A 19,906-nucleotide genomic window follows, 5' to 3' on the forward strand; every position below is an offset into this window, starting at 1 on the left:
TTCCCTACTGGACGAGGGCGTGGTAGCCGATGGGCAGCCCAGCGGCGAAGACGGCTGCCTGTGCGCCGAAGGCCGGTCGCATGCGGATTCCCCGAGTGCCTGAGACAGCGAGCTTCAACTCCTGGAGCGCGAGCGGGAGTTCGGTGGGGCTTCGAGAAGTGGTCGTGACCATGAGCGTCCAGTCGACGACCTGAGCGCCTCCGGCCACCTGGCGGGCGGCCTGCTCGGCCCGCTGGTAGTCGGCCTTCTGGCTCCACCTGGCACGGCCCTTGACCTCGGCAGTGGCCTGAGCGCGGTGCTCGGCGGCCGAGATCTCGCGCTCAAGCACCGCCTCACCCTCGCGCGGGTCCAGGACCCGGTAGCTCAGCGTGATCCGCCGCTGGAAGCGGCCGGGGGCGAGCAGGGGGAGCAGAGCGCTGTAGGGGATCGGGCGGCGAGGCATTTCCTCCAGCACCCAGCTCGCCGACGCCGCGCCGTCGTGCGCGTAGGACTCCACCCGGTCGTCGGCGGCAACCGGTCCGCACTCGCCCCACTGCAAATCTTCGAACTGCTCGTCCCGGGCGAGTGCGACCTCGGGGTCGTACGCGGAACGGACGATCCGACGCAGGTCCGTGGGGGTGGCCCGGCGCACGATGTCGGTCCCGGTACCGCTCATGTCCAGGGTGTCCACCACCCGGAGCGTCTCGCCGACCTGCTCGGCCAGGTCGGCCGGAGGGGACGTGGTCGCGGACGGGTCGACGACCACGCTCATCCACGAGGCCACCGAAGCGGTGGACCTCGGTGTCTTGCGCACCAGCTCGTCGATGGTGTCCAGCGCCAGCCGGGGGGCGTCCGGCCGACGCCGCACCTTCACGTCGTCGGCCAAGGCCTCGCCCGCGCCCGGTGTGATCTGGATGGTGACCGAAGCGCCCTTGATCTGTTCGTTCGTCGACATGGCGTTGAGCACCTCGCCCCAGGTCCGAATGCCTGCCCGGACCGCGCCGGTGGGGGCCATGAGGCTACCGCCGGGGGCGAGCAGGGTGGATACGGTCATCCGGCCGGTGGAGCGGTTGTGCACGACCCCGATCCTGCGGCCGCTGACGGGGTCGTACGCCGAGATCAGCGCGGAGCTCGCACCCACGCCGGGCAGGTCGAGGGCGTACGGCTGGGGAAGCAGGATGCGCCGGTAGGAGGCGTTGCCGGCGCGGGCCGCCCGACGCCACGCCAGCTGCGCCCAGTAGTAGGCGAGAGCCGACATCCCGTGGCGCCGTACGGCGGCGAGGCCCACGATCGCGCCGGTCAGCGGCAGGCTCACGAGCAGGCTGGCCGGATGCTGGGCACCGACGAGCCCGTCGGCGGCGAGCACCGTCGCTGCCGCGATCGTCGCCTGCTTCGACAGGTTCCCCATCCCGAAGCTGCGGCGGGTTCGGAAACCGCTCACCATCAGCCCGTCCGGAACCTCATGGACGCTCACAACTCTCCTCCGCTGCTTCCGATCTCGCCCGCACCACGCTGCACGGCGCTGTTCAGACCGTCGAGGACCTGGATGGCGATGCCCGCCCCACCGGCCGCCGCTCCCGCGACGCCTGCACCGGTTGCTGACGCGCCAGGCACTCCGTCTCCGCCGGGCGCAGCAGGCACCCCCGCTGCGCCCGGGAGCCCGTCAGGGGCTTCGGCGGGCGACGGGATCAGCCCGGTCCGGGCTGCCTGGTTGCGCGCGGCCTGGGCGAGCGCGTCCCCACCTGCCCCCGACTCCCCGTCCCCGCCCGAGTGCGCGGACATCGACTGCTCGACACGCCGAGCGTGCTCGACCGCGGTGGTCGGCCCACCGCCGTCGCCCCCTGCCGACTTGGAGTCGTCCCCGCCGCCGCTGGCGCGAGTGGCGTAGCTCGCGGCGGCGGACAGAGCGGCGGTTGCCCCGCCGCTGCTCATCGCGCTTCCGACCTCCTCGGCGATCGGGCCGAAGACGCGTGCGAGTGCGGCCGGGGCGAGCACGCCGAGCATCAGCGTCGTCAGCCCCCGCAGCCATTCGACGACCGTGTCGGCGTGGCCGAATTCGGCGAAGCCGGCACACACGATGACCGCGACCATCGGCTTGTAGGCGATGCCGAGGAGGATCGACTTGATCAGCAGCGGGGCCCACTTGCGCGTGGTCTCGCCCCCGACCCGGCCGGCGCCGGCGACCGGAAGCAGCAGGCACTGGATAGGGATCGCCGAGTTCCGCAGGTAGATCAGAACGAGCTGGACGAACCCCACCGGTACGAGGACCAGCAGGCCGCACAGGACGATGAAGGGGTTGACCACGTGCGGGACGAGGACGTCGACGATGTGTCCGGTGGCCGCCCCGGAATCGCCGAAGGTGAGCTTCACCATCCCGTCGGTCAGTACGTCCCCGGCCCGGAGCAGCATGGCGACGGCGGAGACCCCGACTGCGCACAGGAGGCAGTTCTGGAGCCAGCCGCTCAGGGCTTGACCCAAGTGCCGAACCTGGCCGGTGACAGCCATCCGTCCGATCTGCCACATCAGGCCGACCACGGAGATCACCAGCCCCAACCACACCAGCACCCCGGCCAAGGTGGCCTTCTCACCGTAGAGCCCGGTGTCCTCGAGATGCAGCGACGGCCCCTGCAGGGCGACGGTCAGCGTGAACCGCACCAGTCCCTTGACGAAGTCGGTCCCGGCCTTGAGCAACTCCCCGAGAGCAGAGGTCCAGACGTCGTTCCACTCAGCCGTGATCGTCTGGTCGACGCTCTTGCCGATGTGCTCGCAATGGTGGCTGTCCGCGATGGTGTCGTAGATGCCGATCAGGCCGACGTCACAGCCCGCCTCGACGATCGAGCCGACGATGCCCTGCTTGTCGTCGGCCGCAGCCGGCTGGGCAACCGTGATGCTGCCGACCAGCGTGGCGAGCACAACCAGCAGGAAGGCCAGGCGGCGCCTCACGACGCCTGCCTGATCGCGGTCCAGCCCTGCGTGTTGAACGCGGCGTCGCCGGGTGCCGCGATCTCCGGCACCGACCCGGCCGGTGGGGACGCGCCGCCGGCGGTGTCGAACTTCCAGTCGTCATCGCGCCACACCACCCCGACGATTCCCACGGTGTAGAACACGGACTCCCGCGCGGTCTCGCCCGCCTTCTGGCCGTTGCGGAGCAGGAGATGGGCGGTGACCGCATCGGGACGCGCTTGGACGATCTTGAAGCCGACCAGGTGGGAGCGCATCCACGCGCCGGCCGGGAGCGGGCCCGAATCCGGAGCCCCCATGGTGGCCCGTGCGCGCGCGTCCGCCTTCGCCGCGCCCTGACGAACCCGCTGTTCCCTGGCCGGCGTCTGGTCGCCGACCGCGGTGTAGGTGGTGTAGGAAGCGAGGTGTTCGTCCACGGTCGTCGTGGCGCCCTCGATGTCAACGGCGGAGGAAGCCACCAGCATCCCGACCGCGCCCTCCATGGTGTGCGGGAAACCGACCTCACGGCCGCCGACGGTACGAGTTCCACGCGGAGCGGCGAGCCAGCGGTCGGGTTCCTCCCAGGAGGGAGGAGCGCTGTAGGTGGACACCGGCACCGGGGCGGCGGTGGTCGTGGCGGCCGTCGCGGACGGCGGAGGGGACGCGCTGGTCCCCGGATGGGAAGCGTCGTCGTCGGCGCCCTGTTGCACAGCCGCGTAGCCGGTCAGCCCGACGACGGCCGCCAGTATCCCCGCGGCGCCCCACAGCACGGCGCGCGACAGCCGGCTGCTCCTCCTCGTACTGCGCACGGTCAGCCCGCGATGCCGTTGAGAATGGAGATCAGCGAGCCGGCCAGCAGAATCGCGGCCACACCCGATCCCATCCACTTGAACGGCTCCGACCCGCCGCCGTGGCGGTTCTTCTCCGCCGTCGCCAGTTTGACCACGCCCCAGCCCGTGGCGCACACGCCGGCCAGGACCACGATCCACAGGCCGTAGCCGAACAGCGTCGAGACCATGCCGTCCATCCCCGGGATCTTCGTGGGTTTGGCAGCAGGAATCAGCCCTGAGCCGGGCTGCGGGTCTTCCGCGATGAATGCGATGAACATCTTCACTTCCCCTCGAGCTGGGCACGCAGTCGTGCGGCCGCGCGGGCCACGGCGCCGTCGGCCAGGGCGTCCTCGACGCGTTCGACCGCGCGGAGGACAGGCAGGTAGGGCAGGTAGGCGATTCCGGCGAGCCGACCGGACAGGGCGCGTAGGCGGTAGCGGGCGGCGGGTGCCGGGCGGGCAGGGGCGTCAGCCACCACGACGAGCCAGGGCCTCGGGACGGCGCCGGTCGGCCACCCTCGGACGATCGCCTCGAGCAGCACGGTGCCGTAGACGGTGCTCGGAATGACGATCACCGGCTGGACTCCGTACGGCACCGGCTCTCCCGGGCCGATCCCGCGTGCTCGCAAACCGCGCCCGTCGTCGCCGTCGAGCATCCGGAGAACCACGGCCGCAGCGATGTCGTAGCCGTGAATCGGCATCAGCCCGTACAGCGGCCTGGCCGGAGCTCGTTCGGCGGCAGCCACCGGATCGGGTGGCACGCCGGAACCTTCATCCAAAACCTGCGTTGTCAAGATCGCCTCCCTTCGAGTGCAGAGAGTAGCGTGATCGTTCGACCACGTGGCGTAACTGGGCTGATGGCGTGGAGGGCACGCCGAACCGCCCATTCGGACGGATCCGGTTCGCGGGACGAGAGGGGAACGGTGAAGAAGGTCCTCGTCGGATGCGGTGGGGCCGCCGCCCTGGTGCTCGCCGCGTTCGGTGCAGCTGTCGCCCTCCTTGTGCCGACTGCAGCTGCTGGGTCGCGCAGTACGTCGCTGGCGGGTGTGCCGCAGGAGTACCGGTCGTGGGTGCTCAGGGCTTCGGGTGACTGCCGAGACCCGAGTCTCACTCCGGCCCTGATTGCCGCCCAGTTGTTCGAGGAGAGCGGATTCCGTGCCGACGCCCGCAGCTCGGCGGGCGCCGAGGGGCCCGCGCAGTTCATGCCGGGCACGTGGGCGACGTGGGGGCGGGATGACGACCACAGCGGCTCGGCGTCGCCGTACGACGTCGGCGACGCCGTGATGGCGCAGGGCCGGTACATGTGCAGCCTGCTCGGGCAGGCGGTGTCCTCCGGCTTCGCGGACGATCCCCGGCGCCTCGCGCTGGCCGGCTTCAACGCGGGATGGGCCGCGGTCGAGGGCAGCCGGGGTGTCCCGCCGTACGCCGAGACCCGGCGGTATGTGGCGGACATCATGGGCAACCTGAGCCGTTTTCAGGCGGGCGATTCGATGTCCCCGATCACCGGGACGGGAATCGGCCCCGAAGCCGTACGCAGGGCCGCCACCCAGCTCGGTGTCCCGTACAGCTACGGCGGTGGCAGCCCCGCTGGGCCGAGCCGCGGCCACTGCGACGGGGTCGGCGGATACCGGGACGGGCAGTGCCTGGCCGACACCACGGTCGGCTGGGACTGCTCGGCCCTCGTCCAGTACGCCTACTGGCCGGCGCGCCGACTTCCTCGCACGGCGGCCGAGCAGTACTCCGCCACGGCGGACCGTGCCGTGGCCCAGGCCGCCCTACAGGCCGGCGACCTGTTGTTCTGGCGGCACAGCGACGGCCACATCTACCACGTGGCGCTCTACCTCGGCGACGGACAGATGATCTCCGCGCCGAAGACCGGCGACGTGGTCAAGGTTGCCCGGGTCGGCGATATGCCGGCCGCCGATTTCGCAGGCGCTACCAGGCCGTAGGCGCTCGGCCTGGCTGACATCCCCTGTGGCGCTGCGGCGGTGGTCAGGCGGTGAAGCGGGGGTCTCGGGTTTCGATGGCCTGGACGAAGGCGGTCCACTCGGCCTGGTCGAACGCGAGGTGGGGTCGGTCGGGATTCTTGTCGTCGCCGACCCAGACGTCGCCGTTGTCGAAGCGTGCGATGACCACGCAACTGCCGTTGGATTCAGCGGAGAAGGGAGACTTGACCCAGGTGGCGTCGGCGGGGTCGTGGGCGTAGGGATCGTTCTTCTCGGTCACGTGATCTCTTCCAACTTGCGTTCAAGGGCGGCGACGGTCGCGTCCGGCGAAAGAGCGCAGCGCTTGAGTCGGGCGAAGGCTCGCTCGGCTCGACGAACATCGCGCCCTGATTTACGCGGGAGCATACCGCCGACCGCTTCGACGAATGAGAAGCCCTCCACAGGCTCTCCCGGGAAGCGGAGAAGCGTGAGCCCGGACGCCAGGATCCCTGGTCGTCCGGCGCTGAGCGGGACCATGCGGACCGTGACGTTCGGGTACTGGGCCACCTTGAGGACGTGCCGGATCTGACTGGCAAGGATCTCTTCGTCGCCGCCAACCAGGAGGGCCACCTCTCCGAAGTAGGCGTCCAGCTCGAGGATCGGTTCTTCGGTGAGTCTGCGTTGGCGTAGGACGCGAATCTCCGCGGCGGCCTCGCTCTGGTCCTCGCTGAGGCCGTCGAGACCGGCAGCGATGATCTCGCGTGCGTAGTCCTCGGTCTGAAGCAACCCGGGGAAGCCGGAGAGGTAGTACTCGCACATTTGAGTGGCGTCGGCTTCGAGGCTGAGGAACTCGGCGAACGCGGAGCTGATCGTGTCGGCAAACTCATGATCTTGCCACCAGTGCCTCGACTGGCTGTCGGTGGCGAAGGACTCGATCTCAGCTCGCTCCGGGCCGGTGATCCCGCAGTGGTCCAGAAAGGTCGCCAAGTCAGCTGCGGTGACGGGTAGTAGCGCTCGCTCGATCTTGCTGAGCCGAGCGGGGTTCCACCCCTTCAGGCCGGCGGTGACCTCGGCAAGCGTCTTGTTGTGCTCTGTTCGCCACGCTCGCAGCTCGTCTCCGAGGCGGATCTGCCTGATCGCTGACGGGTCCTCGCTCAACATCCCTCCCATGGTCCGCACCAGTCTCGCTGTTCGAGCCGCGAGGACTCAAGCCAACTCAAGATCAACTAATTTATTTTCTTCTTGTAGCTGTTTGGGTTGCAAATTCGATTTTCGGTACCCCACACTCAACGTGACCGCTTGAACACGCCGCAGAAGGTGTGGGGTGACTCATGTCCACCTTGCGTAACCCGGTCCTCCGAACCTGGGAGACCGTCCTCACCGAGCACTCGACCTCGGTCCGCACCGCCCGTCGCCTGATCCGCGAGCAGCTGAACTCCTGGGGCTGGAGCGGCGACCCCGTCGACGACCTCGTCCTCATCGCCTCCGAACTCGTCACCAACGCCGTCGTCCACGCCTGCCACGGGCAGGGTGAAGTCGGCCTCTCGCTCCAGGAGTTCGACGGCGACTGCCGGCTCGAGGTCCGGGACCCGCGCGGCGACCTCCGGGTCCGCCGCCCGCACCCCCGCCGGTTCACCGAAGGTGGCCGAGGGATCGAACTCGTCCGTCAGCTGGCGGTCGACTTCGGCGTCATCGTCCGCCGCGACGCCGGCAAGCGGGTCTGGGTCCGGGTCCTCCTCGACCCGGACAACAACCGTCCATCTCCCGGGAGTTGATCCCCATCAAGCTCGCCACGACGGCTGGGATCGCCATCGCCAGCCTCGCTCTCGCCTGCTTCGCCTCGGACCTCGTCTCCCCGAGCGAGCCGGCGACCGCCGACGTCGTCTGGTGGACCACCCTGGCCGCCGCCCTGATGACCGGCATCAACCGCCACAACAACTCATCCGACGACGACGATTGACCCGAGGCGACACCATGACCAGCATGCACCCCGCCGCCATCGCCTTCCGCGACCCGGCGGCCCTCCGAGACCGCTGCGAGATCGGTGGCGTCCGGCTCCTCCGCGGCGACCCCGACCACGAATCCGGCGCCGTGCTCCCGGCCGGCGAGTGGGCGCCGCTGTCGGGGGACCTTCCCGCACAGTGCGCGCCGTCCGTCTTCACCAAGGACAGCGGCCTGGTGGAGTTCTTCCGGGCCCCCGCCACCGTGACCGACGAGTACTCGCTCGCCGCCCTGGTCCGCGTGTTGGGCGACCCGCACCCGATCCCGCTCGGCACGACCGACGACCCGCCCGGCGAGCCCGTCACCCACCGCCTGCCGGAGACCGGCCTGCGCCCCGGGCTCCACATCGACAGCTACCAGAACCTCCCGTACCTGGAGCGTGACACCTCGCGCCGCCGCCTCTGCGTCAACCTCGGCCCCGGCGAGCGCTACTTGCTCCTCGCGACGATCAACATCAAGTCCATCTGCCGCACGCTGCACGACCACTACGAGACCCACTACCCGCACACCGACGACCTCCGGCAGTTCCTCGCCGGCGGCAGACGGCGGCTCGGGGTCCTGCGCATCCGGATCGAGCCGGGGGAGGGCTGGATCGCTCCGACCGCGATGCTCCCGTACGACGAGTCCACGGAGGACCAGGAGCTGCCGTCCGCCACGGCCTCCTGGCTCGGCACCTGGGAGCGCGGCCTCTTCGGGCCGTTGATCTGACCATAAGTCACCCTCCGTGTCCGCCCCGGTCGGCGGGGCGGGCGGCAAACCCAGAGTTGTGCAATGTGGAGTGCGTCATGCCCATGGGGCGTGAATGCGCATACGCGCGCCCCTCTGTGCGCCCCGCAATGTGAAGCAACGCTGCTCCGTCCTTCACGTCAGCGCCAGGTCCCCGGTTCTGTACACCTTCCTTCCTGTACTGAGGTACTTCGCCATGCTCGAAACCCGCCCGGCCGTTCGCCGCCCCCGCACCTTCGCCGCGCGGCTCGACTCCCGCACCGAATCCACGCCCCTCGCGCGGCACCTCCTCCGCGCGTACCTCGCCGCCCTCCCCACCGGCGACCGCTACCGCGACGTCGCCGAGCTCCTCCTCGGGGAGCTCTTCGCCAACGCCGTCCAGCACTCCGACGCGCCCGACGACTGCCTCATCGAGATCCGCTTCGCCGTCATCAACGACCGCCTGCGCCTCGAAGTCCACGACGGCGGCAGCGGCCGCCCCACGCTCCGAGGCGCCAGCCCCGACGATGAACACGGCCGTGGCCTCCTCCTCGTCAACGAACTCGCCGAGCGCTGGGGCTGCTGCCCCCGCGCCGGCGGCATCGGCAAGTTCACCTGGGCCTTCGTCGCCCCCGCCTCCGCGCTCGCGGCCTGACAGGGAGCGCCCACCATGCGACTGGCCCTCGCCGCCCGCCACCTGTTCGACACCGGCGCCACCCCCGCCGAGGCCTACGCCGCCCTTGCCCGCCGCACCCGCGAGCCCCTGCGCTCGGCCCGCGCCGTCTGCGCTGCCCTCGCGATCCCCGCCACCGAAACCGACCGCCGCCTCGGCGACTGCTACGACGCCCTGCTCGCCAACCCCCGCCCCGGCTCCGAGGACGACACCGGTGAACTCCTCGAAGCCCTCGGCGTGTTCGACGTCCCCAAGCAGCTCGACGCCCGCGAGCGAGCGATCATCGAGCTCTTCCTCACCGCCATCGACGCCATGGGCGCCATCCGCGCCGGCCACCAGCACGGTCTCGCCCGCTGGTTCACCACCGGCAACCTCACCGCCGCCTACCTCTCCCTCGCCGCGGCCCGACCCCTCCCCACCACCGGCGACCCCGAGCTCTACTGGACCACCCTCGTCACCGCCGGCGAACTCCTCACCGCCGACCCCGCCCCGGACGTCCGCCTCCGCAACGCCCTCGCCCGCTGCCGCGCGCGGGCCACTCACGCGACCACCCCGTAACCGCAGGAAGTCGTCCCCGTTGATTTCCTGAGCGCTGCTGGCCGACCGGCGATGAACCGGTCGGCCAGCTAATGGTGCGGACCGGGTCGGCCAAAGGAATTTCGTTCCCGGGAAAGCGCCCTCCGCCGGCGCGCAAAGGCGGCTACGGTCCACGAGAGCGGAAGCAGCGGAGGGGTGACCAGTGAGTCAGTGGCAGGACTTCACCACGGGCGAGCGGATCAAGATGCTCCGTGGGAAGGAGACCCAGGCCGAACTGGCAGAGCGCAGTGGGCTGTCGAAGCACACGATCCAGAAGGCCGAGCAGGACAGGACGGTGTCCTTGCCGACGCTGCTGCTCCTGGCGGAGGCGCTGCACTCCGACGTCTCGGTGATCCTCGGCCAGCAGGCCCCGCGGCGCGGGATGGGGCGGGACGATCGCTCGATGCTGCGCGAGTTGTCCCGGACGGTTCACGACACGGCTGCTGGTGTGCTTGCCGATCCGGCCGAGGGCGGGGCTCCGGCCCAGGCCGACCTCGCCGAGGCCGCCGAGCGGATGTGGCGGGTTTACTGGCGCGGGGCGTATGCCGAGGCCGGTTCGCTGGTCGGGCCCTTCCTACGGTCGGTGGCGCTGTTCGCACGGTCCGTGCCAGCCGACCAGGAGGCAGCGGCGGCCGGTCTGATGTCGGATGCCTATCGTGCGGCCGGCTTGATCGCCAACTTCCTCGGTGCAAGGGACTTGGCGTATTCGTCGGTCGGCCACGCCCTCCGGCACGCGGAGCTGGCAGCCGATCCTGTGCGGTTGTCGATGCTGGGCTCCGCCCGAGCGAGGGTGTTGCTACGGGACGCGCGGGTGGAGCAGGCGCTGCGGGAGACCGAGGCCGCCGCGACCCGTGCCGAGCCGAGGTTTTCCGAGCAAGGGACGGGGTTGTTGGCCGCGTACGGAAAGAACATCACCTTCGCCGCGGTCGCGGCGAGTCGACTCGGGGATTCCGACCGGGCTGCGGACCTGCTCTCCCAGGCACATGCGGTGGCGGCGCGGCTGGGGCGCGACGTCTTCGGAAACGGGATGCAGTACGGTCCGAGCTATGCGGGTGCGCAGGCCGTGGGGATCAACGTGACCCTCGGAAACGCGACCAAGGCACTTGACCTCTCCCGGCGATTCGATCCGTCCGGCCTGACGCAGGCCGCGCACAACCGGATGCAACTGGACATCGCGCTCGCCCAGTGCGACTCGCGGCAGTGGGAATCCTCCCTCGACACCCTGCTCGAGGTCTGCTCAGCCCATCCGGAGTGGGCCAAGCACCAGGCCATCCCCGGGGTGATCATCCAACGGGCCGGTCGCGCTGGGAACAGCCGAATCCGCAAATTGTCTGAGATCCTGGGGACCTCGCCGGACATCCGGTGAGCGCTGCGCCGACCCCTCAGCCTGGGAGTGCCCGTTGTCGCCCTACCGCGGCCTGATACTCGACTTCGCGGGAGTGATGACCACTCCGATCGGCCGGTCCTCGCGGGCATGGTGCGCCAGCGAGGGACTACCGGCCGACGCCTGGCGACGAACGCTGGAGGACGATCCGGCGGGACGGGCGCTGTACGTGGAGCTGGAGCTTGGCCGGATGCCGCAGGCTGACTGGAACCAGCGGACAGCGGCACTCATGGGTGTCTCCGGGGAGAACCTGATGGGGCGTGCCCACGGCGGGGTACGGGCCGTGCCGGAGATGGTGAACTTGGCGGAACGTGCCCGTGCCGCAGGCATCGTCGTCGCCTTGCTGTCGAACAGCTACGGATTCGATCCGTACAACCCCTATGTCGCGACGGGGATTTGGGGACTTTTCGACGTGCGAGTCATCAGTGGACTCGAGGGGATCGCGAAGCCGGACCCGGTGATTTACCGGCGTACGCTGGAACGTATGGGTCTTGCCGGCTCCGACTGCGTCTTCGTGGACGACCACCGGCAGAACCTCGCGCCTGCCGAAGCCCTGGGAATCACGCCCGTTCTCGCGGACGGACCCAGCGTCGCCGCCAGGGTGGCCCGGCTGCTGGACCTGGAGCCCGTCGAGTCGAGCCCCGCTCCCTGCGTCTGACGTTGCGTCATGGTTCGACGTGGATAGTGGAGTCGTACGCGCCGTACGACTCCACCGTCCCGCGACCTTTGGAAGTCGTACGGCCCGCAGGTTTGCTCAGAGCGACGGTGCTGTGACAGTAGTGACATGCCTTCGAATGCACCTCGATCGCCGGTCCGGGTCCTCGTGGTGATCCACTTCGCCTCGCCGGGCGAAGGCTTCGCCGGCGTATTGGAGACCCGCCGCCGGTGCGCGGAGACCTGGGAGTGGGTGGTCGCCGCGGTGTTCATCGACGCGCGGGTGCTGCCCCCGTTTTGCTGAGCGTCCTGGGCGGCGGCCGGCCGGACATCAGGATCGCCGAGAGCGACAGTCTCGGCACTGTGGCGCCGGCGAAGGTTGATGCCCGGCATCCGACTGCGCCCAGCCGTCCCCGATTGTCGCGAGGCCGCCGGCGCCCATCGATCGCCACTGACAGTGGCGGTCCGTATGCTCTGGGCTTCTAACTGCACATCGTTTTCGTAAAGTTGACTGATCATCACATGAGAGAGAGTCCCATGCCCGACACGGTGGAGACCGACGTCACCAGCGCCGACACCCCCGAGCAACTGCGCTCGGCGATGACGGACAAATTGCTCGCGGAAGGCAAGATCACCAGCGATGGCGTCGAGCGCGCGTTCCGCACGGTGCCGCGCGAGGTCTTCGTCCCCGAGGCGCCCGCCAGGCAGGCGTACGACGTGGACGACGTCGTGATCACCAAGCGGAACGGGTACGGCGTTGCGATCAGCTCCGTCTCCGCCCCCCGCATCCAGGCGTTCATGCTGGAGCAGGCCGACCTCCAGCCCGGCCACCACGTCCTGGAGATCGGCTCCAGCGGCACCAATGCCGCGATGATCGCCGAGATCGTCGGCGACAAGGGCGAGGTCACCACCCTGGACATCGACCAGGACGTCACCGACCGCGCCACCCGCGGTCTGGCCGGCACCGGCTACGACCGGGTGAACGTCGTCCTCGGCGACGGCGAACAGGGCTGCGCCGATCACGCCCCCTTCGATCGCATCCTCGTCACCGTGGGAGCCTGGGACATCCCGCCGGCCTGGGTGAATCAGCTCACCGAGCACGGCACCATCACGGTCCCGCTGCGGATGCGCGGCGTCTCGCGCTCGATCACCCTGCGCCGCGACGGCGACCGCCTGGTGAGCGTGTCCGCCGAGATGGCCGGGTTCGTGCGGATGCAGGGCGAGGGCGCGCACGAGGAGCAGCTGCTGCTCCTGCACGGCAAGGAGGTCGGACTCCGGTTCGACGAGGAGCCGCCGACCCACGCCGACAAGCTCACCGGCGCGCTGGACACCGCACGCGTCGAGGAATGGACCGGGGCGACGGTCGGGCAGACGGAGCCGTTCGACTCCCTGCACCTGTGGCTCGCCAGCGCGCTGCCCGGCTTCTGCATGCTGTCCGCGACCTCGGACACCAAGCTCGTCGCGCCGCAGAACCGCACGGCCTGCCCGGCGATGACCGACGGTTCGAGCCTGGCCCACCTCGCGCTGCGCAAGGTCAGCGACGACCCGAGGACGTTCGAGTTCGGCGCGCACGGCTACGGGCCCGAGGCGGCGAAGCTCGCCGCCGAGCTGGCCGAGCAGGTTCGGGTCTGGGACCGCAGCCACCGTTCCGGGCCGGGGCCGCAGTTCACGATCCACCCGGCCGGGACACCGGACGAGCAGCTCGGAGAAGGCCGCGTCATCGACAAGCGGCACACCCGCATCACGATCTCCTGGCCGTGATCGACAGGCCAGGCCGGAGAAGGCAACCAATACCCAAGGAGGGGACCAGCATGGCGCCTCAGACGCTCACCGCGCCGGAGACCGAGAACGCGACGGTCAGCGGCCTCGGCGGCTCGGAGTTCGACCTGGACCCGACCATCGTGGAGAGCGGCGACGTGTTCGCCAACCTGCTGCGCGACACGAACGACAACTGCGGCAGCACCTGCTCCGGCAGCGCCTGCGCCAGCGGCGGCGGCAACGTCGGCTGACCTGAACAGCTGAACGTTCGGCGGGCGGGCCGGGACCGAAGGGCCCTGGGCCGCCCGCCGGGCCCTCTTCCGTCTTCTCATGGGGGTGATGAGCGGTGTACCGCGCTGTGGATGCCGTCCTGTTCCGGGCGGCGGCCTTACCGGTCAAGCCGGACTGGCCGGACCTGGTCGGCGGGAACGCCGGGCAGTGGACGGCGTGGCTGCAACAGGTCTGGTCGAACGAGCAGTTCGCCGAGGCGGTAACGGTGGCGAGCCCCGTGGTGGCCGACCGGGCCACGGCGGTGGCCGCCGGCCGGGTTCTGCCGGCGCGGCAGCTGCGGCGCCTGACGGTGTCGGTCCTGCGCTACCTGCTGCGGGCCGATGGCCGGGCGACGCCGTTCGGCCTGTTCGCCGGAATCGCCCCGGCCCGGATCGGGGACCGGCTCGCCCTGTCCTTCGGCAGCGGGCACCGGGCGGTGGCCAGACCGGACGCGGTGTGGCTGTCGGCCGCCATCACCAGACTGGAAGCCGAAGCCGAGCTACTGGACCGACTCCCCGTGGTGGCGAACCCGCTGTGCTTCATCCAGGGCGACCGCCTCGTGGTGCCGTGGCAGGCCAACCCGATTCCCGAGGGCGATCCAGTGGAGGTTGCCGTCAGGCGTACCCGCCCCGTCGAAGCGGTGCTCGGCGCCGCCTTCGCCCCGGTGCGCGTCGAGGTGCTGGCCCGACAGCTCACCGCGGACTTCCCCACCGCCGCCCCCGGCGCCGTGCGGGACCTGCTGTCCTGCCTGGTGGCCCATCGGGTTCTGCTGACCGCCCTACGGCCGCCAATGACGGCCACCGACCCGCTCGCCCACGTCCTCGCGGTCCTTGACCAGGCCGAGGCCGACACCGTGCCGGCCGCCGCTCCGCTGCTTGAGCTGCTGCGCGAGACTCAACAGGCCCTGCACCACCACGACACCACTGACGATCCAGCGGAGCGGGCCAAGGCGCGCGTTGGCCTCGCCCAGACCATGACGCAGGCTCTGACCGGAGAGAAGCCGCTGATGGTGGACCTTCGGCTCGACGCCGCCCTCACCCTGCCCCGCAAGGTCGTGGCCGAGGCCGAGGCTGCCGTGAGCGCATTGACCCGCCTCACCCCCCAGCCGGACGGGCTCCCGCCCTGGCGGGACTACCGGGACCGCTACCTGGACCGGTACGGCACCGGCGCCGTCGTGCCCGTCCTGGAGATCACCAACCCGAACTCCGGTCTCGGCTTTCCCGCCCGCTACCGCGAGGCCCTGCAGGAGATACCCCGTCCCTCCCTGACCGGCCGCGACGCCCGGCTCCTCGCCCTGGCCCAGGCCGCCGCCGTCGAGGGGCGCACCGAAACCGTCCTGGACGACCAGGCCGTCGCCGACCTCGCCCGCGTTCCGGCCGGGCACCATGCTCAGCCTCACGCCGAGCTGACGTTCACCATCTCCGCGCCGACCCGCGAGCACCTGAAGCGGGGCGACTTCGTCCTCACCGTGACCGGTACGCCCCGGGCGGCCGGGACCACCACCGGCCGGTTCCTGCCCCTGCTCGACCCGGGCGACCGTGACCGGATGACTGCCGTGTACGCCGCCCTGCCGACCCTCGCCGACGAGGCGATCCCCGTGCAGGTGTCCGCCCCGCCCCTGCACGCCCGGGTCCAGAACGTCGGCCGCGCTCCCGCCGTCCTTCCCCTGCTCCTACCGTTGGCCGAGCAGCCGGACCCTGCCGGGCCCGAGGTGCTGGACCTGCGCGACCTCGCGGTCTGCGGCAACGACGAGCGGATGTGGCTGGTCTCCCTGTCCACCGGCCAGCCGGTGGAGCCGCGGGTCATGACGGCGGTCGAGTTCCGCAACAACACCCAGCCCCTCGCCCGGTTCCTGTGCGAGATCACCACCGCCCACACCCCGACCTACACCGGCTTCGACTGGGGTGCAGCCGGACAGCTGCCCTTCCTGCCCCGAGTCCGCTACCGCCGCACCATCCTGGCCCTGGCCCGCTGGCGCCTTCCCGCCGCCGAGTTTCCACCGGCCGCTGCTCCGTGGCTGAGGTGGCGCGAGGCCGCCGAGCGGTGGCTGACGCTCTACCGCGTCCCGGACCGGGTATTCCTCACCCAGCACGATCTGCGCCTTCGCCTGGACCTGAGCGAGAGCGCCCACCTGGTCCTGCTGCGCGATCACCTGGACTCCCACCCGGCGGCCGAGCTGACCGAGGCGCCCGACGCCGACGCGTTCGGCTGGATCGACGGCCGCCCCCATGAGATCACGATGCCGCTCGCCAGCACCCGCCCTCCCCTCCCGGCCAGTCGCCGCCGCGCAGTACGGCTGCGCACCCAGGGCCACCTACCCGGCTCCACGGCCTACCTGTCGGCGAAGATCTACGGCCGCCCCCACCGGCACACCGAGATCCTGACCACCCACCTGCCCGCGCTGTTCGCCGAGTTCGACACCACACCCGAGTGGTGGTTCCTGCGCTACAAGGACCCCGACCCGCACCTGCGCCTGCGCCTTACCCTGCCGGACACCGCCGCCTACGGCCCGGCAGCTCTGCACGTCGGCGGCTGGGCCGCCCGGCTGCGCGACCTCGGCCTCATCACCCACCTCCAGCTGGACACCTACCAGCCCGAGGCCGGCCGGTACGGCCACGGGCCGACGCTGGCCGCCGCCGAGACGGTGTTCGCCGCCGACTCCCGCGCCGCCGTCGCCCAGCTGCGCCTGATCGCCGCCAGCGACGATGATCCGCGAGCGGTCACCGGGGCCGGCATGGCTGCCCTGGCCACCGGCTTCCACGGCACCGCCGCCGGGATGCGCTGGCTCACCTCCACCATCCCGCCCGGCTCGCCCACCCCGGTCCCGCGCGAGGTGCACCGGCAGGCCGTCCGCCTCGCCAACCCCGACCAGGACTGGTCAGCCCTGCGCGAGACGCCCGCCGGCGCCAATGTCGCCGACGCCTGGGCGCACCGGACCCAGACACTGTCCGCCTACCGCGACCAACTCACCGCCGCCGACCCCGACGACGACCAGGTGCTCCTCTCTCTGCTGCACATGCACCACGTGCGCGCCCTCGGAATCGATCGCGACAGCGAACGGCTCTGCCACCGCCTGGCCCGCGCCGCCGCTCTCACCTACACCGCGAAGGCCGCGCAGTGAACCGGGCCGCCCAGTCCCTGGCCAAGGGAGCGGCGGGCCTCGCCCTGCTGCGCATCGAGCAGGCCGCAACCGGTCAGGGCAGCTGGCAGAACGTCCACGCCCATCTGGCCGAGGCCCTGCACGGCGGCGTCAGCGCGGGCCCCGGGATGGGCCTGTTCTACGGGGCGCCGGCCGCCGCGTACGCCGTCCACAGCGCGACGATCGGCCCCGGCAGCTACCAGCGGGCGATCCAGGCACTGGACGAGGCCGTGGCGACCACGACCCGCGCCCGGCTTACCGCCGCGCACGCTCGGATCGACCGCGGCCTCACACCGGAATTCGCCGAGTACGACCTGCTCTACGGACTGACCGGCCTTGGCGCGCACCTGCTGCGCCATCACCACGACGGGGAACTGCTGCGCGACGTCCTCGCCTACCTGGTCCGGCTCACCGATCCGCTACCCAACGGCCTGCCCGGCTGGTGGACCCACCTCGCCCCCTCCGGCGAGCGCTCATCCGAGTACCTGGGCGGGCACGGCAATCTCGGGCTGGCCCACGGCATCAGCGGCCCCCTGGCGTTGCTGGCCCTCGCCACCCGCCACGGCGTCACCGTTCTCGGGCAGCCGGTGGCCATCCGCCGGATCTTGACGTGGCTCGACGCCTGGCGCCAGGACGGACCCACCGGTGCATGGTGGCCCGAGGCCGTCACCCGTCAGGAGGAAGCAGCCCGCCGAACCCGCCAACGCGGACCCCTGCGCCCATCGTGGTGCTACGGCACCCCCGGACTCGCCAGGGCGCAGCAACTCGCCGCCCTCGCGCTCGCCGACACCGCCCGCCAGCAGCTCGCCGAAACGGCGGTGCTCGGCTGCCTCACCGACCCGGCCCAGCTCGGCCGGCTCCCCGACGACGGCGGACTGTGCCACGGCACCGCCGGGCTCTACCAGACCGTCTGGCGCATCGCTCAGGACAGCACCAACGCGGCCTTCGCCCAACACCTCGCCGCGCTCGCCGCGCTGCTCCCCGAGCCGGACGAGGACCTGGCCGGCCTGCTCGACGGGACCACCGGCACCGCCCTGGCCCGCAGCACCGCCAGCACCGGCACGGCGCTGTCCGGCTGGGACTCCTGCCTGCTCCTCAACTGACCGAACGGAAAGGTGCCGTGACCGAGACCAGCATGCTCCAGCTGCACGTCCGCTTCGCCGACCGGTCTGCCGCCGAACCGACGGCCCTCGCCCGGCTGCGCCCGGCGCTCCTCGCTGCCGAGACCGCCGGGCACCTGGAGTGCTGGCACTTCGTGCGCAAGGGCGACGTGTGGCGGGTGCGCTACCAGGTCCAGGACGGCGCCGACCCGGACCAGGTCACCGGTGCCCTCACGAGCGCGCTCACCGACCCACGGGTGGACGGCTGGAAGCAGGTCATCTACGAGCCCGAAGTCCACGCCTTCGGCGGTGAGTTGGGGATGGACGCCGCGCACCTGCTCTTCCATCAGGACAGCCGTCACGTGCTCGACCACCTTGCCGCGGCCGGCGAGCGGGACCGGCGGCGCGAGCTGGCGATCCTCATGGTGACCGCCCTCCTGCGGGGCGCCGGCCAGGAGTGGTACGAGCAGGGCGACGTCTGGGCCAAGGTCGCGGCCCACCGGCAGGCCGAGGACGACCCGGAGCAGCTCGCCCGGCTCGGCCCGGCCCTTGAGCGGCTGGTCAGCGTGGACACCAGCCCGGACAGCACCCTGTACAGCGGGCCGCTCGCCTTCGCCGCGCCGTGGCTCGACGTCCACGCCCGAGCCGGCCACCGCCTGGTACGCCTGGCCCACGACGGTCAGCTGACCCGAGGACTGCGCGCGGTCCTTGCACACCACGTGCTGTTCCACTTCAACCGGATGGGCCTGAGCCCCGCCGTTCAGGGCGCCATCGCGTCCACCGCCAGCAGCCGCGTGTTCGGCAAGGAGTGACATGGACCTGCTCTCGATTGCCACGCGCTTCCCCCTCGCCCCCCGGCACCGGCCGCCGTGCCCGCCGCTGCCGGTCCGGATACAGCGCCTGGACGAGCAGGCACGCACGGCCGAGGCACAGGGTGACGCGACCGGCGCCTCCGCCGTCCACAACCTCGCCGCCCTGATCGCCTGCGACCTCGGCCTGCACGGCCTCGCCCGCCGTCTGTGCGCCGACCACACCCGGCTCTTCTTCGCCGCCGCGCCGCTGGCGGCCAAGGACGCCTGCCACTCGCTCGCCCCCGTCGTCAACGTCGCCAACCTCCTGATCCGCCAAGGCGACGCCGACCAGGCGTTCGACGTGCTGCGGGCACTCCACGAAGCCGTCACCACCCGCACCGACACGACCGTGGCGGGCATCGCCGTGCCCGTCACCGCCCTGACCGCCAACGACGAGGACCACCAGGAGGTCGTCCAGTGGACGCGCGGCACTCTCCTGGTCGACGGCTCCCGGGCCCTGACCCGCGCCGGGCGCTGGGAGGAGGCCCACGCCCACCTGGAGCGGCCCGGGATGATCGGTCGGCGCATGTTCGAGGGCCGCCAGATCGCCGTGCTCGCCACAGCGCTCGGCGGCGACATCGGCGGCGCGCTCGCGCTCCTGGCCGCCACCCTTCCCGGTGACCCGTGGGAAGCCACGGTCACCGCCTGCCTAACCGCCCTGTGTCAGCCCGTCACCGACCCCACCGAGATGCTGTACTCCTATGAGCAGCACGCAGTTGACCCGCGGAACGCGGTCTTCAACACCCGCCTCGGCCTCGCGCTCATCGACACCGTGGGCGGCACCGACCATCCCCGCGCCCGGGACGCGGCCCGGTTCCTGATCGCCAGGACGCTGGAGCACGGCGACGGCTACGCGGCCCGCGACGTCCTCGCCCACTCGGCCTGCGCCTCCGCGCTGACCTGCACCGAGCAGCAGCAACTGGCCGAGACCGTGGTCGCCTGCGGCTTCGACAGAATGGAGCTACCGACCGATCTGCACGACACCTTCGGCGCCGCGCTCGACCGCAGCGCCTCGGCGCTCACCCACAGCCTGACCGCCCGCTGCTAACGACCTCGTGCATGGTCAGCCGTGGTCAGTACGTGGCGGAGGCCTGGACTTCTGATCGCGCGGCTTGGCCTGCT

At 71.1% G+C, this 19,906-nt stretch carries 22 protein-coding genes; 15 read left to right on the plus strand and 7 right to left on the minus strand.

Annotated features, from left to right (window positions below; all coding sequences use genetic code 11):
* Positions 1–4: 4 nt before the first annotated feature.
* Genes VM95_RS11405 through VM95_RS11425 form a run of 5 tightly spaced genes read right to left on the minus strand, consistent with a single transcriptional unit; the run spans position 5 to position 4,542 of the window.
* A complete protein-coding gene (locus VM95_RS11405) occupies positions 5–1,453 on the minus strand; it encodes an SCO6880 family protein (protein WP_244178723.1) in 1,449 nt (482 codons plus the stop codon).
* Entirely contained in the window at positions 1,450–2,922 is a 1,473-nt protein-coding gene (locus VM95_RS11410; RefSeq protein ID WP_045694991.1) for a hypothetical protein, read from the minus strand. The genes VM95_RS11405 and VM95_RS11410 overlap by 4 nt, the downstream gene beginning before the upstream one ends.
* A complete protein-coding gene (locus VM95_RS11415; RefSeq protein ID WP_052707291.1) occupies positions 2,919–3,689 on the minus strand; it encodes a hypothetical protein in 771 nt (256 codons plus the stop codon). Before VM95_RS11415 ends, VM95_RS11410 begins: the two co-directional genes overlap by 4 nt.
* A gap of 41 nt (positions 3,690–3,730) precedes the next feature.
* Positions 3,731–4,027, minus strand: coding sequence for a hypothetical protein (locus tag VM95_RS11420; RefSeq protein WP_045694993.1), 297 nt, complete (start codon positions 4,025–4,027; stop codon positions 3,731–3,733).
* A 2-nt stretch (positions 4,028–4,029) separates the two neighbouring features.
* Positions 4,030–4,542 carry a hypothetical protein gene (locus tag VM95_RS11425; RefSeq protein WP_157882048.1) on the minus strand — a complete coding sequence of 171 codons (513 nt, stop codon included), beginning with the start codon at positions 4,540–4,542 and terminating at the stop codon, positions 4,030–4,032.
* Positions 4,543–4,671: 129 nt separating this feature from the next.
* On the opposite strand from VM95_RS11425, the gene VM95_RS11430 reads away from it, so the two are divergent.
* Positions 4,672–5,697, plus strand: coding sequence for a bifunctional lytic transglycosylase/C40 family peptidase (locus VM95_RS11430; protein WP_045695000.1), 1,026 nt, complete (start codon positions 4,672–4,674; stop codon positions 5,695–5,697).
* Between the two features lie 43 nt (positions 5,698–5,740).
* Here VM95_RS11430 and VM95_RS11435 read toward each other — a convergent pair whose 3' ends face one another.
* The gene (locus VM95_RS11435) at positions 5,741–5,974 is read right to left on the minus strand and encodes a DUF397 domain-containing protein (protein WP_045695003.1); all 234 of its coding nucleotides are present in this window, start codon (positions 5,972–5,974) and stop codon (positions 5,741–5,743) included.
* Complete coding sequence (locus tag VM95_RS38725) at positions 5,971–6,834, minus strand: helix-turn-helix domain-containing protein (RefSeq protein ID WP_052707292.1); 864 nt, start codon at positions 6,832–6,834, stop codon at positions 5,971–5,973. Before VM95_RS38725 ends, VM95_RS11435 begins: the two co-directional genes overlap by 4 nt.
* 170 nt (positions 6,835–7,004) lie before the next feature.
* Between VM95_RS38725 and VM95_RS11445 the strand changes: the two genes are divergently transcribed.
* The 14 genes from VM95_RS11445 (at position 7,005) to VM95_RS11505 (ending at position 19,832) form a co-directional block, all read left to right on the plus strand.
* Complete coding sequence (locus tag VM95_RS11445) at positions 7,005–7,448, plus strand: ATP-binding protein (RefSeq protein ID WP_052707293.1); 444 nt, start codon at positions 7,005–7,007, stop codon at positions 7,446–7,448.
* A complete protein-coding gene (locus tag VM95_RS11450) occupies positions 7,445–7,633 on the plus strand; it encodes a hypothetical protein (protein ID WP_045695006.1) in 189 nt (62 codons plus the stop codon). The genes VM95_RS11445 and VM95_RS11450 overlap by 4 nt, the downstream gene beginning before the upstream one ends.
* Positions 7,634–7,647: 14 nt before the next feature.
* Entirely contained in the window at positions 7,648–8,382 is a 735-nt protein-coding gene (locus VM95_RS11455; RefSeq protein WP_045695009.1) for a hypothetical protein, read from the plus strand.
* 214 nt (positions 8,383–8,596) lie between these two features.
* Positions 8,597–9,034: an ATP-binding protein gene (locus tag VM95_RS11460; protein WP_045695013.1), complete on the plus strand. Its 438-nt coding sequence runs from the start codon at positions 8,597–8,599 to the stop codon at positions 9,032–9,034.
* A 15-nt stretch (positions 9,035–9,049) separates the two neighbouring features.
* The gene (locus VM95_RS11465) at positions 9,050–9,610 is read left to right on the plus strand and encodes a hypothetical protein (RefSeq protein ID WP_045695015.1); all 561 of its coding nucleotides are present in this window, start codon (positions 9,050–9,052) and stop codon (positions 9,608–9,610) included.
* 181 nt (positions 9,611–9,791) lie between these two features.
* A complete protein-coding gene (locus VM95_RS11470) occupies positions 9,792–10,994 on the plus strand; it encodes a helix-turn-helix transcriptional regulator (protein WP_052707294.1) in 1,203 nt (400 codons plus the stop codon).
* Positions 10,995–11,028: 34 nt separating this feature from the next.
* The gene (locus VM95_RS11475; RefSeq protein ID WP_341846003.1) at positions 11,029–11,670 is read left to right on the plus strand and encodes an HAD-IA family hydrolase; all 642 of its coding nucleotides are present in this window, start codon (positions 11,029–11,031) and stop codon (positions 11,668–11,670) included.
* Positions 11,671–11,796: 126 nt separating this feature from the next.
* Positions 11,797–11,970, plus strand: coding sequence for a hypothetical protein (locus VM95_RS42385; RefSeq protein ID WP_157882049.1), 174 nt, complete (start codon positions 11,797–11,799; stop codon positions 11,968–11,970).
* A 233-nt stretch (positions 11,971–12,203) separates the two neighbouring features.
* Positions 12,204–13,427 carry a methyltransferase, FxLD system gene (gene fxlM / locus VM95_RS11480; protein ID WP_045695017.1) on the plus strand — a complete coding sequence of 408 codons (1,224 nt, stop codon included), beginning with the start codon at positions 12,204–12,206 and terminating at the stop codon, positions 13,425–13,427.
* Between the two features lie 50 nt (positions 13,428–13,477).
* Entirely contained in the window at positions 13,478–13,675 is a 198-nt protein-coding gene (locus VM95_RS11485) for an FxLD family lanthipeptide (protein ID WP_045695020.1), read from the plus strand.
* 95 nt (positions 13,676–13,770) lie between these two features.
* Positions 13,771–16,815 carry a lantibiotic dehydratase gene (locus VM95_RS11490; RefSeq protein ID WP_045695025.1) on the plus strand — a complete coding sequence of 1,015 codons (3,045 nt, stop codon included), beginning with the start codon at positions 13,771–13,773 and terminating at the stop codon, positions 16,813–16,815.
* Positions 16,812–17,936 (plus strand): lanthionine synthetase C family protein, encoded by a 1,125-nt coding sequence (locus VM95_RS11495; RefSeq protein WP_052707296.1) that lies wholly within the window; start codon positions 16,812–16,814, stop codon positions 17,934–17,936. The genes VM95_RS11490 and VM95_RS11495 overlap by 4 nt, the downstream gene beginning before the upstream one ends.
* 17 nt (positions 17,937–17,953) lie before the next feature.
* Positions 17,954–18,745 (plus strand): thiopeptide-type bacteriocin biosynthesis protein, encoded by a 792-nt coding sequence (locus VM95_RS11500; RefSeq protein WP_244178724.1) that lies wholly within the window; start codon positions 17,954–17,956, stop codon positions 18,743–18,745.
* A gap of 1 nt (position 18,746) precedes the next feature.
* Positions 18,747–19,832 carry a hypothetical protein gene (locus tag VM95_RS11505; RefSeq protein WP_045695029.1) on the plus strand — a complete coding sequence of 362 codons (1,086 nt, stop codon included), beginning with the start codon at positions 18,747–18,749 and terminating at the stop codon, positions 19,830–19,832.
* The last annotated feature ends 74 nt before the right edge of the window (positions 19,833–19,906 follow it).

The organism is Streptomyces rubellomurinus, from assembly GCF_000961885.1.
GTDB classification, from domain to species: Bacteria; Actinomycetota; Actinomycetes; order Streptomycetales; family Streptomycetaceae; genus Kitasatospora; species Kitasatospora rubellomurina.

Bases quoted from the DNA above. Each gene is read 5' to 3' on its own strand.
- VM95_RS11420 (WP_045694993.1), bottom strand. From the start codon at position 4,027: ATGTTCATCGCATTCATCGCGGAAGACCCGCAGCCCGGCTCAGGGCTG.
- VM95_RS38725 (WP_052707292.1), bottom strand. From the start codon at position 6,834: ATGTTGAGCGAGGACCCGTCAGCGATCAGGCAGATCCGCCTCGGAGAC.
- VM95_RS11445 (WP_052707293.1), top strand. From the start codon at position 7,005: ATGTCCACCTTGCGTAACCCGGTCCTCCGAACCTGGGAGACCGTCCTC.
- VM95_RS11455 (WP_045695009.1), top strand. From the start codon at position 7,648: ATGACCAGCATGCACCCCGCCGCCATCGCCTTCCGCGACCCGGCGGCC.
- VM95_RS11460 (WP_045695013.1), top strand. From the start codon at position 8,597: ATGCTCGAAACCCGCCCGGCCGTTCGCCGCCCCCGCACCTTCGCCGCG.
- VM95_RS11465 (WP_045695015.1), top strand. From the start codon at position 9,050: ATGCGACTGGCCCTCGCCGCCCGCCACCTGTTCGACACCGGCGCCACC.
- VM95_RS42385 (WP_157882049.1), top strand. From the start codon at position 11,797: ATGCCTTCGAATGCACCTCGATCGCCGGTCCGGGTCCTCGTGGTGATC.
- fxlM (WP_045695017.1), top strand. From the start codon at position 12,204: ATGCCCGACACGGTGGAGACCGACGTCACCAGCGCCGACACCCCCGAG.
- VM95_RS11485 (WP_045695020.1), top strand. From the start codon at position 13,478: ATGGCGCCTCAGACGCTCACCGCGCCGGAGACCGAGAACGCGACGGTC.
- VM95_RS11505 (WP_045695029.1), top strand. From the start codon at position 18,747: ATGGACCTGCTCTCGATTGCCACGCGCTTCCCCCTCGCCCCCCGGCAC.